8 protein-coding genes are annotated in these 13227 nt (G+C 73.4%); 1 reads left to right on the top strand and 7 read right to left on the bottom strand.

Features of this window, described 5'->3' with window-relative positions; translation table 11 throughout:
* Window positions 1-92 precede the first annotated feature (92 nt).
* Window positions 93-953, bottom strand: coding sequence for an NAD(P)H-binding protein (locus tag ABTZ03_RS31980; protein ID WP_350516621.1), 861 nt, complete (start codon window positions 951-953; stop codon window positions 93-95).
* Window positions 954-1179: 226 nt separating this feature from the next.
* On the opposite strand from ABTZ03_RS31980, the gene ABTZ03_RS31975 reads away from it, so the two are divergent.
* Window positions 1180-2031, top strand: coding sequence for an alpha/beta fold hydrolase (locus ABTZ03_RS31975; protein WP_350516620.1), 852 nt, complete (start codon window positions 1180-1182; stop codon window positions 2029-2031).
* A 19-nt stretch (window positions 2032-2050) separates the two neighbouring features.
* Here ABTZ03_RS31975 and ABTZ03_RS31970 read toward each other — a convergent pair whose 3' ends face one another.
* The 6 genes from ABTZ03_RS31970 to polA all read right to left on the bottom strand — a co-directional run bounded on the left by ABTZ03_RS31970 (window position 2051) and on the right by polA (window position 13119).
* A complete protein-coding gene (locus ABTZ03_RS31970) occupies window positions 2051-3019 on the bottom strand; it encodes an MsnO8 family LLM class oxidoreductase (protein WP_350516619.1) in 969 nt (322 codons plus the stop codon).
* Window positions 3016-4920 carry an ABC transporter ATP-binding protein gene (locus ABTZ03_RS31965; RefSeq protein WP_350516618.1) on the bottom strand — a complete coding sequence of 635 codons (1905 nt, stop codon included), beginning with the start codon at window positions 4918-4920 and terminating at the stop codon, window positions 3016-3018. The genes ABTZ03_RS31970 and ABTZ03_RS31965 overlap by 4 nt, the downstream gene beginning before the upstream one ends.
* Complete coding sequence (locus ABTZ03_RS31960; RefSeq protein ID WP_350516617.1) at window positions 4917-8168, bottom strand: lantibiotic dehydratase; 3252 nt, start codon at window positions 8166-8168, stop codon at window positions 4917-4919. The genes ABTZ03_RS31965 and ABTZ03_RS31960 overlap by 4 nt, the downstream gene beginning before the upstream one ends.
* A gap of 174 nt (window positions 8169-8342) precedes the next feature.
* On the bottom strand, window positions 8343-9692 hold the full coding sequence (locus ABTZ03_RS31955; protein WP_350516616.1) for a lanthionine synthetase C family protein: 1350 nt from the start codon (window positions 9690-9692) through the stop codon (window positions 8343-8345).
* Window positions 9693-9849: 157 nt separating this feature from the next.
* Window positions 9850-10002, bottom strand: a complete 153-nt coding sequence (locus ABTZ03_RS31950) for an FDLD family class I lanthipeptide (RefSeq protein WP_350516615.1) — start codon at window positions 10000-10002, stop codon at window positions 9850-9852.
* 432 nt (window positions 10003-10434) lie between these two features.
* On the bottom strand, window positions 10435-13119 hold the full coding sequence (gene polA, locus ABTZ03_RS31945; RefSeq protein WP_350516628.1) for a DNA polymerase I: 2685 nt from the start codon (window positions 13117-13119) through the stop codon (window positions 10435-10437).
* Window positions 13120-13227: the final 108 nt, after the last annotated feature.

The following is a 13227-nucleotide window of genomic DNA, read 5'->3' as shown; positions in this document are numbered from 1 at the left end:
CAAACGCGCCCAACACCGCAACTGGCCACCACCCGCTCCGGCCACCGTCACGATCACCAGAGCGAGCACGACCTAAGTCACTGGCATTGGCCCTAACCCTCCGAATCCGGCGTGAACGCCTCGGCATGGTCGGCGGCCCACTGGTGGAACGTCCGCGGCGCCGTCCCGAGGACGTCGGCCACCGTGGTGGTCACGTACGCGGGCCGTCCGACGGCCGCGTTCCACGCGGCGAGCAGCATCTCGACGGCCGGGCCGGGCACCGCGCCCTGCGACAGGTTCCGGAACTCGTCCGGCGTCATCTCCTCGAAGGCGATCCGGCGTCCCAGGGCGTCGCCGATGACGCCCACCTGCTCGGCCTGGGTCAGCGACTCGGGCCCGGTGAGGACGAAGTCGGCTCCTGAATAACCGTCCTGATGGAGCATCAGTGCCGCGACGGCCGCGATGTCGCGGTCGTCGACGGGTGCCGTCGCGGCGGCGCCGTAGGGCCAGCGGACGGCCCGGCCCGGCCGGATCGCGGACGCCCACCAGGCCAGCGAGTTCGACGCGAACATCCCGGGCCGGATGATCGTCGACTCGACCCCGGCGGCCGCGATGAGCCGCTCGATCTCGGCGTGCAGCGCCGAGGCGGGGTTGGGCTGCTGGAAGAAGGGGTGCGGCGTCCGGAACGGGGAGGAGAGGAAGACGATCCGTCGCACGTGGGCCGCCAGCCGCTCGACGACCGCCGCGGCGGTCTGCGGCGGGGCGGTCCAGACGAGGAAGGCCGCGCCGGCGCCGTTCAGGGCCGGGTCGAGCGACTCGGGCACGGTGAGGTCGCCGATGAAGGTCTCGACCCCGGCCGGCAGGGTCACCGCCGCCTCGGGGCGACGGGTGAGGGCGCGGACCGGCACGCCCTCGGCGAGGAGTCGGTCGATGACGAGGCGGCCGATCCGGCCGGTCGCCCCGATGACGAGCACGGGGGGAAGGTCTGGGCGATTCATACCTCCATGAAAGCGTTACTCGGTTAAAAATACAACCCGGTCAAACATTCATCTCGCCCCCGCACCAGAAGTCGGCCCCGCCGACGTCCTGTGCGGGACTTCACGCCCGCCGGACACCCGGAGTCGGCCCTGCGGCCCCCTCGCTGTGATCTCATCGTCCTGTTGACGCGTCACCGTCACTGTCACCGACTGGAGATGACCCATGTCCATAGCCCAGCCCACCCCCCTCCGCCTGACCGTCGGCGAGCACACCTTCGACGCGCTGGCCGCCGGACCCGCCGACGGCGAACTCGTCCTGCTGCTGCACGGATTCCCCGAGTTCGCCGACTGCTGGAGCGCCGAACTGACCGCACTCGCCGCCGCCGGCTACCGCGCGGTGGCGGTGGACCAGCGCGGCTACTCCCCCGACGCCCGCCCCGCGGACATCGCCGACTACACCGTCGAGCTGCTGGTCGCGGACGCCCTCGGCTTCGCCGACGCCCTGGACGCCCCGCGCTTCCACCTGGTCGCCCACGACTGGGGCGGCCTGGTCGCCTGGTCGCTGGCCTCCGCCCACCCGGAGCGGCTGCACAGCCTGGCCGTACTCTCCACCCCGCACCCCGAGGCGCTCTACGAGGCCCTCAACAACGACAGCGACCAGAGCGAACGCTCCCAGTACGTCCACGAGTTCCGGCTCCCGGACCACGTCGCGGAGCAGTCCCTCCTGGCCGACGACGCGGCCCGGCTGCGCTCCCTCTACCGCAGCGCGCTGCCGGAGGAGCAGGCCGAGGCCAACGTCCGCCGGTTCACCGAACCGGGCGCGCTCACCGGCAGGCTCAACTGGTACCGGGCCACCAACGAGCAACTCCGCATCCCGGCCGGCGAGATCACCGTCCGCACCCTCTTCGTCTGGGGCACCGAGGACCGCGCCCTCGGCCGCGAGGCCGCCGAGCTGACGGCCAAGCACATCAACGCCCCGTACCGCTTCGTGGCACTGGACGGCGCCACCCACTGGCTGCCGGAGGCCAACGCCGAGCAGATCGTGCCACTGCTCCTGGCGCACCTCGCGGGCTGACCACGATTGCGCCCGACGATCACCGCCCGACCGGCGCCACCGGGCCCGGAACCATCGCCCGGAGCAGCTCGAAGGTGCGGATCCGGAGGTCGAGGTCGGGGCAGAGGGTGGTGACCGCCAGCTCGTCGGGGGTGTAGGCGGCGGTCAGGGCGGCGAGCCGCTCGGCCACCTCGGCGGGGACCCCGGCCAGGACGGACACGTCCGCCGGGTCCGCCGCGTCGGGCAGTGCCACCGTGGGTGCCAGGGCGTGGAGTTCGTCCCAGGAGGGGAGGGTCCGGCGGCCCACCGCCGCGGCGCCCAGCGCGAGGCCCGCGCGCAGCAGCCGGACGTCCCCCGGGTCGTCCGCGCAGGCCACCCGGACCGCGACGGCGACGCGTGGGACCGCCCCGAGCGGGCCCGGGCGGAACTTCTCCCGGTACAGCTCGACGATCTCCGGCCGTGGCACGCCGTGCGCGAACTGGGCGAAGCAGAAAGGCAGTCCGAAGTGGGCGGCGAGGTGCGCCCCGCCCGCTCCGGCGCCGGTCAGCCACAGCTGCGGCGGGGTGGAATCGGGCAGCAGATCCGTCCCCGCGGTGAGGTGGGCCAGCAGCTGTTCGATCTTCTCGTGGTACGGCGCCTCGCCCTCCCGGGCGAGCAGCCGGGTGACGCTCTCGCCCGCGCCGGGCCCGCGGCCGATGCCGAGGTCGATCCGGCCGGGGTGGAGCCGTTCCAGCAGGTTGAAGGTGGTCGCCACCTTCAGCGGCGCGTAGTGGGGCAGCAGGACCGAGGCGGTGCCGACCCGGATGCCGGCGGTCGCCGCCGCGGCGGCGGCGACCAGGACCTCGGGCGAGCCGCAACCGCTGGTCGCGCCGTGGTGCTCGGCGACCCAGAACCGGTGGTAGCCCAGGCGTTCGGCCGCCACGGCGAGCCGGACCGACTCCCGGGCGGCGCCGGCCGGGCCGGTGCCGCCGTAGACCAGCACCTGGTCGAACGCGGTGAGCTGCATCATCGGACCCCCGTCCCGGCCTTCGCCCCGGCCTTCGCCCCGGCCTTCGTCCCGGCCTTCGCCCCGGCTTTCGAAACACCACCGGACGCGGGTTCGGGCGGCCCCGCGTTCTGCGCCTCGTACATCTCCGCGTACAGGCCGCCCAGGCGCATCAACTCCTGGTGGTCACCGTCCTCGACGAGCCGGCCCCGGTCGAAGACCAGCACCCGGTCCGCGCGCAGCACCGAGGAGAAGCGGTGGGCGATCAGCAGCGAGACCCGGCCGGCCGAGGCGGCGGTCAGGGTGTCGAGCAGTTCGGCCTCGGTGATGGTGTCGAGCGCGGCGGTCGGCTCGTCCATGACCCGTACGCTGGCGGAGCGCACCGCGCTGCGGGCGATGGCCAGCCGCTGCCACTGGCCGCCGGAGAACTCGACGCCCCCGGTGAACAGCCGTCCCGCCTGGGTCTCGTAGCCCTGCGGCAGGCCGGTGATGTGCTCGTGCATCCCGACCTCGCGGGCCGCGGCCTCGACCCGCCCGGCCGAGCGGTCGGCCTCGTGCACCATGCCGAGCGAGATGTTCTCGCCCACCGAGAGCTGGTACTCGACGTAGTTCTGGAAGACGTAGGAGACCCGGTCGCGCAGGCTGTCCAGCCGGAAGTCGGCGAGCGGGACGCCGTCGACCAGGATCGAGCCCTCGGTCGGTTCGTAGAGGCGGCCGATGAGCTTGCCGAGGGTGGATTTCCCGGCGCCGTTGAGGCCGACGATCGCCGTCACCTGGCCCGGTTTCAGCGTGAACGAGACCCGGTCCAGGGCGCGCCGCCCGCTGCCGGGGTAGCTGAACGACACGTCGCGGAACTCGATGCCGCCGACGATGTCCTGGGGGAACGTCACCTCGCCCTGGGTCTCCCGCTCCTGCTCGATCGCGAGGAACTCGTCGACGTTGCGCAGGTAGAGCTGGTTGACGTACATCCCGGACACCGAGCCGAAGAGCTGCTGCATGCTGGCCTGCAGCATGCCGATCGCCTGGATCACCGCCAGCAGGCCGGCCACGTGCCGGGCGTCGCTGCTGCCGACCAGGATCGCCGTGGCCTGCGCGGAGATCGTCAGCAGCGCGGTCAGCACGACCATCGGCACGGCGAGGCCGAAGTTCCGGTTCGCCATCCGCAGGTCCGCGCCGACGATCCCGGCCAGCAGCCGCCGGTGGTTGGTGAGCACCACCGGGGCGAGCCGGAAGGCCAGCACCTCCTTCATCGAGTTCGGCTGGGAGGCCAGGTGCTGCCAGTAGTTGATCCGGCGCCGCTCCTCGGAGCGGCCGTGCTCCAGCGCGTGGGTGCGGCGGCCCTGGAGGATCTGCGCGACCACCGTGGGGAACGGGGCGACCATGGCCAGCAGCGCGATCCGGAAGTCCAGGGTCCACAGGATCGCGCCGACCGAGCCGAAGGTGACCACCGGGGTGGCCGCCTGCACCAGCTGGGAGAACAGCATCCCCGGCCGGTACGCCACCTCCCGCACGGCCCGCTGCAGCGAGTCCTGCACGGTCGGGTCCTCCACCTGGGAGAGCGTGAAGCGGCTCGCCCGGCTGATGATCTCATCGGCCAGATGGGCCGAGAGCCGGCTCTGGCAGCGCTGCATGGCCCGGTTCTGCAACAGCGACAGCAGCTGCGAGGCGAGGCCCAGCACCGCCAGCACGACCAGGTAGAACAGGATGCCGCGGACCTGCTCGTGCGAGCCCTCCGCCGTGCGCAGCAGGGCCGTGGCGAACGCCGCCGTGGTCTTCACCTGCCAGGCCGGCAGGATGCCGACGACCAGCGAGATCAGCAGCACCTGCGCCGTCCCCCAGCGGTCGCAGCGCCAGGACTGGCCCAGCACGGTCAGGACCGGGCGCGGCACGGCCGCCAGCCGCCGCAGCCGGGAGCCCGCGCTCACCGGGACGTCCCCGCCGAAGAGCCCCCGGCCGTGGCGACCCGGTCCAGCAGCCGCCGCCACATGCCGTAGGCCGCGTCCTCCTGCTCGCGCCGCAGCCCCATCCGGTTGCAGTGCATGTGGAACAGGCTGCGCAGGACGGACGTACGGTCCGACCAGAGTTCGCCGCTCTCGGCCGACTCGGCCACCCCGGCGGCGAATCCGGCCCCCGCCGGGCCCCAGGCGGCGCCCACCCGCTCCAGCACCGCGGCCTCACCGCCGGGCGCGGTCAGGCCCGCCCAGAGCCGGCGGGCGACCGCCCGGTACTCCGCGCCGCCGGTCCGCGAACCGGTCATCGACCGCACCAGGGCGTGCCGTTCGGCGAAGTCGGGGACCAGCACCCGGCCGACGGCCTCCAGGCTGAGCACGGTGAGCGCGTCGCGCTCCAAGGGGACCTCGCCCGCCGGCACCGGCCCGGCGAGGTGCCGCAGCAGGTCCAGGGTCGCGGCACTGTCCAGACAGAACAGCTCCTCGGCCGCGTCGATCAGGTCGGGGCCGCCGTACCGCTCGATCTCCCGGCGGTACGTCGCGAACTCGACGTCCGCGATCCGGCCCTCGACGGCCAGGCCGTGCGCCCACCGGGCGACCTCGGCCAGCAGTTCGCCCGACCGGGCCGGGTCCGCGGCCCGGTAGCGCAGCCGCAGGTGCGGGGCGGGGTCGCCGTACCGGAGGTAGAACATGTGCCCGGTCAGGCCGCGTTCGGCCAGCGAGCGGGTCAGCTCCGTCACCTGGTCCACCAGGAGGGCGTCCAGCGCCTCGTTCTCCACGTACAGCTTGGCGAAGACCCACGGCCCGCCGACCGGCCGCAGCCGCTCCGCCTCGGTGGTCCGCCGGCGCAGGCCGGCCGCCGCCCGGGGCTCCCGGGCCGGCCGCGCGGACAGCACCGGGACCACGACCTCCGCGGCGTAGGGGGCGCCGTCCGTGTCCCGCAGGAAGCCCTCCTCCGGGCCGGGCAGGGCCTCCTCGATCCGCAGCGAGAAGGACCCCGCGTCCCGGGCGGCCGCCAGCCGCAGTTCCTCCCGCGAGGGCTCGGCCTCCAGGTCCAGCAGGATCGTGTTGTCGCCGTGCGCCAGGTGGACCAGGCGCGGCACCCTCCACTGCGCGCGCCAGGCCGCGACGGCCGCGGTGAAGTCCGCCGCCGAACCGGTGCAGCCGGCCGGCAGGTCGCTGGCGCGCAGCAGCCAGCCCGCGCGCTTCAGCACCAGGTCGCCCCGGACGACCCTGGGCAGGAACGGCAGGACGGTGCCCAGCGTGCCCCAGTCGAAGGCCGGGACGTTGTGGAAGGCCGCCGAGGAGACGTCCAGCAGGAAGCGGACGACGTTCGGCGCCATCAGCGGGTTGAGCATGGTGTGCTGGGTGACGTGCAGATCGCACCCGAGGGCGGGACTGTGCAGGTACAGCCGGCCCTCGCGCACGCCGACGACCACGTCGTCGAGCGCGATCACCTCCTTGGGGCCCCGCCCCGGCGCCACGTTGACCGGCAGCTCCAGCGCCCGCACCGCCGGGCGGACCGACACGTTCGCGGCCCGGGCCCTCTCCGGCAGGTAGGTCAGCTCGACCACCGCGATCCCGGGCAGCTGCGCCGCCTCCGCCTCGGCCAGCTCCCGCAGCCGCTCGCGGTCCTCGGCGCCCAGCAGGTCGTGGAACCGGGCGAAGGTGCGCCCGCCGTTCGCCACCGCGGTGACCACCCCGCGCCAGCGCGCACCCGGGACCGTCGGCGGCGCCAACTGCAGGTGCACGTCCACCGCGGGCCGCCACGGCCGGTCGTCGACACCGGTCGTGAGCTCGGCCGTCCACCGCTCGTCGAGGACCGCCTCCAGGCTGCCGCGGCTGAGCGCGTCGGCGACGAGCCGGTACAGCACGGCCTCCCGCTCGTCCCGGCTGCGGTCGCGCGCGGTCACCGGCTGCAACTCGAAGGAGCGCGGCGGGTTCTGGTAGCTGTTCGGCGCGCCGAGACCGGTCTCCTCGGAGAGCACCTCCAGGACCGGCACCTCCGCCTGCGCGCCGTAGCGCTCGGTGAACGCCGTGGCGAAGTCGCCCAGTTGCGACGGGTACCGGTGGCCGGCGCCCACGGTGGCCAGGAGCTCCGCGGCCTCCGCCGCCAGCGCCTGGACCTCGGCCGGCAGCTCGGGCCGGGCGACCGGGTCCAACCGGGCGTCGACCCGCAGCAACGGCCCGTCGTAGTCCTCGCTCACCCGCCGCGCCGGCGGGGCGATCCGCTCCTGGAGCGCCTCCAGGCCGGTCACGTCGCCGACGGCGTTGAACTCCGCCACCGCAGCCTCGACGGAGGCCAGTGCGGCGGCCGCGTCACCGTCCTGGCTGCTCGCCAACTGGGCCGACAGCGACGGCTGTCCCGAACCCTCCAGCAGGGCGGGCCGGTGCGAGGTGATCAGGAACGCCAACTCGACCAGCTGGTCCAGCAGCGCGGTGACCTTCTCCACCGGGACGGTCGGATAGCGCTGCGCCAGCTGCTCCCGCAGCTCGCCGAAGGTCTTCGGGGTGCGCGCCGCCTCCAGCACGAACTCGACGGCCGGGGACCAGCGGACGGAGACCGAGCGGCGCGATCCCGCACCGTAGGCGTCGGCGGTGGACAGCCAGGCCCGGCCCCGGCCGCGGTGGATCAGGTCGTTGGCGCGCAGCTCCAGTTCGGGCCGCAGCCGCGGCGCGTCGGCGACCGCCTGGAACAGGTGCAGCACCCAGCCCATGTCCGGCCTGGCCACGGCCGTGCCGATCGCGGGGACGCCGAGCCGGACGGGCTCGGGGGTCGCGTCCGGCCCCGGGAAGCGGCCCATCGCGACGCCCGCCACCGTGCCCAGCGGGGTCGCCCGCATGCTCATCCGGTTCAGGTACCGGCCCAGGCTCATGATCGCCCGCCGGCGGTCCCGGGCCGGGAGCGCGTCGATCCCGGTCACCGCCCGGGCCAGGTCCGGCGCCGCCAGCGCGATCGCCGCGCGGACCCCGGGCCGCGCCCACAGCTCCAGCAGGCCCCGCAGATAGCGGTCCTCCCAGTCGGCCGGGTCCGCGCCCGCCGGGTCAACGCCCGCCGGATCCGTCCCGGCGGGCAAGCCCGTCCCGGCGGCCGAGCCGGCCAGCAGCTCGGTCAGCGCCCGGGTCGGCAGGACCGGCGCGCGGAGCAGGAAGAAGTCCCGTGCGACGTAGCCGCGGCTTCCGCCGGACTTCCGGTCACTGGTCTCGGCGTTCCGACGAGTCACACTCAGTTCCTTAGCTGTGCTGGGCGACGCGGGTACGGGCAACGCGGTTGCGGGGCAGCGCAGTTGCGGGGCAGTGCGGTCACGGGACGGGAACGGTCACGGGACAACGCGCTTGCCGGGTACGGCGGTTCGGCCCGCCCGCCACGCCCGCCCCACCCGGCCCCGCGGCCCCGGTCAGGCCGGGGTGAGGAGGAACAGCTCGTCCCACCCGGTCGCCCGCGGCGCGAGCGCCCCGCAGAGCGCGAGCAGGACGCCGGCCGCACCGTTGACGAAGCCCGGGTCGTCGACGAGTTCGCCGGGCCTGGGCTCGTCCGCCACCACGTACGGGCGGGCCTCGTCCGCCTTCGACAGCACGGCCCGGAGCGAGTCCTCGGCCATGATCCGGAAGGAGTCCGTCCCGGTGACCTCGTGGGCCCGCCGGTAGATCGCCAGCAGCCCGGAGTGGCCGTGGCAGAGGTTGGGCGCGAAGATGTACCGCTCGGCGGGCGACCAGTCCACCACCCGCTGCAGGGCCCCGACCGCGGTCTCCCGGAGGGCGCTGTCACCGAGCACCCCGGCCGCGTTCAGCAGGGCGATGCCGATGCCCGGGGCACCGAAGCACCAGGCGGCCCGGGCGGACCGCCGTCCGGTCGGGGCGAGCGGCAGCCCGGTCCCCTCCTCGGCCTTGAGCAGGTTCGGCCAGGCGGCGCCGGGCACGTCGTCGGCGAGCCGGTTCTCGACCAGCCAGGTCGTGCCCCGCGCGATCGCCTCGCTCGGGCCCGACCCGCCGATCCCGGCGGCGGCCGCGACGCACAGCGCCGACACGATGCCCGGCAGGCCGTGCGCGAAGCCCAGGTTGTACATCCCGTGCGGGGCCTGCTCGTCGTAGCCGGGGTAGGCGCCGTAGTAGTCCGGCGGCGTGAACCAGCCGGGCCGCTGCCGGTCGTCCGGCGCGCTCACCCGCAGCAGGTACGCGGTCAGCCGCTCGGCCGCGGTGCGGATCGGGTCGTCCGGCGCGGCCTCCAGGGCCGTGCAGAGCCGCACGGCCGCGGCCAGCTGGCCGGCCGCACCCGAGATGACGTCGAAGGCGGAGAGCGGCAGGCCCTCGCCGGGCTCGGGCAGCTCACGGGCCGCGATCTGCTCGCCGAAGCTGTCGGCGACCCGGCGCAGCGACGGCAGGTAGCGGCGGTCGTGGGCCGCGAACTCCAGCAGAACGCTCGCGAAGCCCGCGGTGCCGTTGTAGAGACCCGCCTCGGACAGCGGCCGGACGGCGGTGGCCTGCGCGGAACGGCGGAGCAGGGCCTGCGCCGCGCCGATCGGTCCCGGCTCGTCCAGCGCCTTTCCGGCGTGCAGCAGCGCCAGTGCCATCCCCGGGTAGCCGTCGGCCAGGCTCGCCTCGTCCTTGAGCGGATCGGGCCAGGCCGGCTGCTCGGACGAGCCCGCCGCACCGGCGAAGGCCGCCAGCCGGTCGGCCACCGCCCGGGCCACCTCCGTGGTCCGCACGTCGAGTTCCAGCACCGCCACCGCGAATTCCCCCAGATTCACATCACCAATTCCCGGCAATGTTCCCGAATTGCGCACCAAAAGTGCGCCGGATCCGATCGCCGAGGACTTCCCGGAAAACTCCCGGCTTTCCCCGAAGGCTCCCGGCACAGAACAGCGCCGGGAGCCTCCCCGATTCGGCGTCGACGCCGACGGGCGATCAGCAGATGGTGGGGAAGCCCACCGTGATCGGGCAGTTGCAGGAGTCGGCACAGGACCAGCAGGTGGTGCCGATGCTGGCGAAACCGTCCGGAGTGGCGGCCACCTTCGGAGCAACAGCCACACGGACGTCGAGGTCGAAGTCTTGCTCCATTTTTACCTCCATCATGAATTCATCCTTCCCGCTCCCCCGACCGGGTTTCAACAAATTCCGCACGCAGGAGCGGCTGTAGGAGATTTTTTAGCACGCCGTTCGGACGCCGGAGGGTCGATTCCAGCCAGGCCGAACCGTGACCCGAACCACCGGCCCGGGAACGGCGCTGGTCAGCTGATCACCGGTGGAGGCGGTTCGAACCGCCAAGATGGCCGATCTCGAACGTCGACCGGGGTCGAACAATGGGGCCGAGATGTCTCGCTTGGACGTGTTCGGGAAGCTTGAATATTTCGGCCACATTGCGGTGATCATCCGCAATCGGGCAGAACGGAACGGGCCCGGACACCCAAGGTGTCCGGGCCCGCCATCGGGACGGCCGCGTCGCCGGGGCGCGCACGCCGGCGAGACGCGTCCAGCGCCCCTGTCCGGCCGTCAGTGCGCGGCGGCCTCCCAGTTGGCGCCGACGCCCACCGAGACGTCCAGCGGCGCGCGCAGCGGGTAGGCGCCGGCCATCTGCTCGCGGACGATCGCCTCGACCGGCTCGCGCTCGCCCGGGGCCAGCTCCAGCACGATTTCGTCGTGCACCTGGAGCAGCATCCGGGAGGCGAGCCCGGCGGCGCGCAGCGCGTCGTCCACCCGCAGCATGGCGATCTTGACGATGTCGGCGGCCGAGCCCTGGATCGGGGCGTTCAGGGCCATCCGCTCGGCCATCTCGCGGCGCTGGCGGTTGTCGCTGTTGAGGTCGGGCAGGTAGCGGCGGCGGCCGAGCAGGGTCTCGGTGTAACCCGTCGCCCGCGCCTCCTCGACGACCCGGTGCAGGTAGTCGCGCACGCCGCCGAAGCGCTCGAAGTAGGTGTCCATCAGGCCCTGGGCCTCGCCGGGCTTGATGTTGAGCTGCTGCGAGAGCCCGTACGCGGAGAGCCCGTACGCCAGGCCGTAGGACATCGCCTTGATCTTGCGCCGCATCTCGGCGTCCACGGCGGCCCCGGGGACCTCGAAGACCTGGGAGGCGACGGTGGTGTGCAGGTCCTCGCCGGAGGCGAAGGCCTCGATCAGGGCCTCGTCCTCGGACAGGTGGGCCATGATCCGCAGTTCGATCTGCGAGTAGTCGGCGGTGAGCAGCGACTCGTAGCCGGACCCGACCACGAAGGCGCGGCGGATCGCGCGGCCCTCCTCCGTCCGGACCGGGATGTTCTGCAGGTTCGGGTCCTGCGAGGAGAGCCGGCCGGTGGCGGCGACCATCTGGTTGAAGGTGGTGTGGATCCGGCCCTGCGGCGAGACCGTCTTGAGCAGGCCCTCGACGGTGGTGCGCAGCTTGGCCTGGTCGCGGTGGCGCAGCAGGATGACCGGCAGTTCGTTGTCGGTCTGGGTGGCCAGCCAGGTCAGGGCGTCGGCGTCCGTGGTGTAGCCGGTCTTGATCTTCTTGGTCTTGGGGAGGGCGAGTTCGCCGAACAGGATCTCCTGCAGCTGCTTGGGCGAGCCGAGGTTGAACTCGTGCCCGGCGGCGGCGTGGGCCTCCTCGACGCAGCGCTGGATCTCGGCGGCGAACTGGGCTTCGAGCCGGGTGAGCCAGTCGCTGTCGGCGGCGATGCCGTAGCGCTCCATCCGGGCCAGCAGCGCGGCGATGGGCAGTTCCATGTCGTGCATCAGCCCGGCGGCGCCGACCTCGGCGAGGCGGGTGTCGGAGAGCGCGGCGAGGTCGAGCACGGCCCGGGCCTGGAGCATCAGCGCCTGGGCGTGCGCCGTCGGGTCCTCCTCCGGGGCGTCGAAGGCGAGTTGGCCGCTCTCGGACGCCGGGGCGGGGGTGAGCGAGCGGGCCAGGTACTCCTCGGCGAGTACCTCCAGGGTGAAGGTGCGGCGGCCGGGCTTCTCCAGGTAGGCGGCGAGCGCGGTGTCGGCGACGACGCCGTCGATGGTCCAGCCGCGCTCGGCGAAGGCGCGCATCACCTGCTTGGCGATGTGCAGGGCCTTGGGGGCGGCCGGGTCGGCGAGCCAGCCGGCGAAGGCCTGCTCGTCCTCCTCGGCGAGCAGCGCCGGGTCGAACCAGGCGGCCGTCTCCCCGGCGGCGAGGGCGACTTCGGTGACCTCGCCGCTGCCGAGGGCCCACCGGTAGACGGCGGCCAGCGCGACCGGTGTCTTGCCGTCGGAGGCGTGCTCGCGCAGCCAGGCGGCCAACGTGCCCGGGTCGGTGAGCAGTTCGCCGTCGACCTCGACGCCGGGGGCGAGCTCGGCCTCGGCGGCCTCCGCGCCCGTGGGGTCGATGCCGAAGACCCGGTCGCGGAAGTTGGCGTTGCGGAACTCCAGCGACTCCATCAGGGTGCCGACGGCGCCCTTGTCGAAGGCCTGGCGGGCCAGGTCCTCGACGCCGAGCGGGAGTTCGACGTCGCGGACCAGCTCGGTGAGCACCCGGTTGCGCTTGACCGAGTCGAGGTTGTCGCGCAGCTTCTCGCCGATCTTGCCCTTCACCTCGTCGGCGCGGGAGACGAGTTCGTCGAAGGAGCCGAACTGGTTGACCCACTTGGCGGCCGTCTTCTCGCCGACGCCGGGGATGCCGGGCAGGTTGTCGGACGGGTCGCCGCGCAGGGCCGCGAGGTCGGGGTACTGGCGCGGGGTGACGCCGTACTTCTCGGTGACCTTCTCGGGGGTGAAGCGGGTGAGCTCGGAGACGCCCTTGGTGGGGTAGAGGACCGTGACGTGGTCGGTGACCAGCTGGAGCGAGTCGCGGTCGCCGGTGACGATGTCGACGTCGTAGCCGGCCGCCTCGGCGGCGGTGGCGAGGGTCGCGATGATGTCGTCGGCCTCGAAGCCCTCGACCGTCATCCTCGGGATGTTCATGGCGTCGAGCAGTTCGCCGATCAGGCCGATCTGGCTCTTGAACTCGTCCGGCGTCTTGGCCCGGTTGGCCTTGTAGTCGGGGAACTCGGCGGAGCGGAAGGTCTGCCGGGAGAGGTCGAAGGCGACGGCGAGGTGGGTGGGCTGTTCGTCCCGGACGGTGTTGGCCAGCATCGAGGCGAAGCCGTAGACCGCGTTGGTGGGCTGGCCGGTGGAGGTGTTGAAGTTCTCCACGGGCAGGGCGTAGAAGGCCCGGTAGGCCATCGAGTGCCCGTCGAGCAGCATCAGCCGGGGCCGCGGGCCGGCCCCGCCGCCACCCGTCGCGCCCTTGTCCGTACTCTGCGTAGCCACGTCAACGTCCGTTCCTGCCGATTCCACTACCGGCCCCCGATC

It is taken from the genome of Kitasatospora sp. NPDC096077 (genome assembly GCF_040303245.1).
Classification (GTDB): domain Bacteria; phylum Actinomycetota; class Actinomycetes; order Streptomycetales; family Streptomycetaceae; genus Kitasatospora.
The sequence above is the reverse complement of the archived record's forward strand: the minus strand, read 5'-3'. Positions and strand labels throughout refer to the sequence as shown.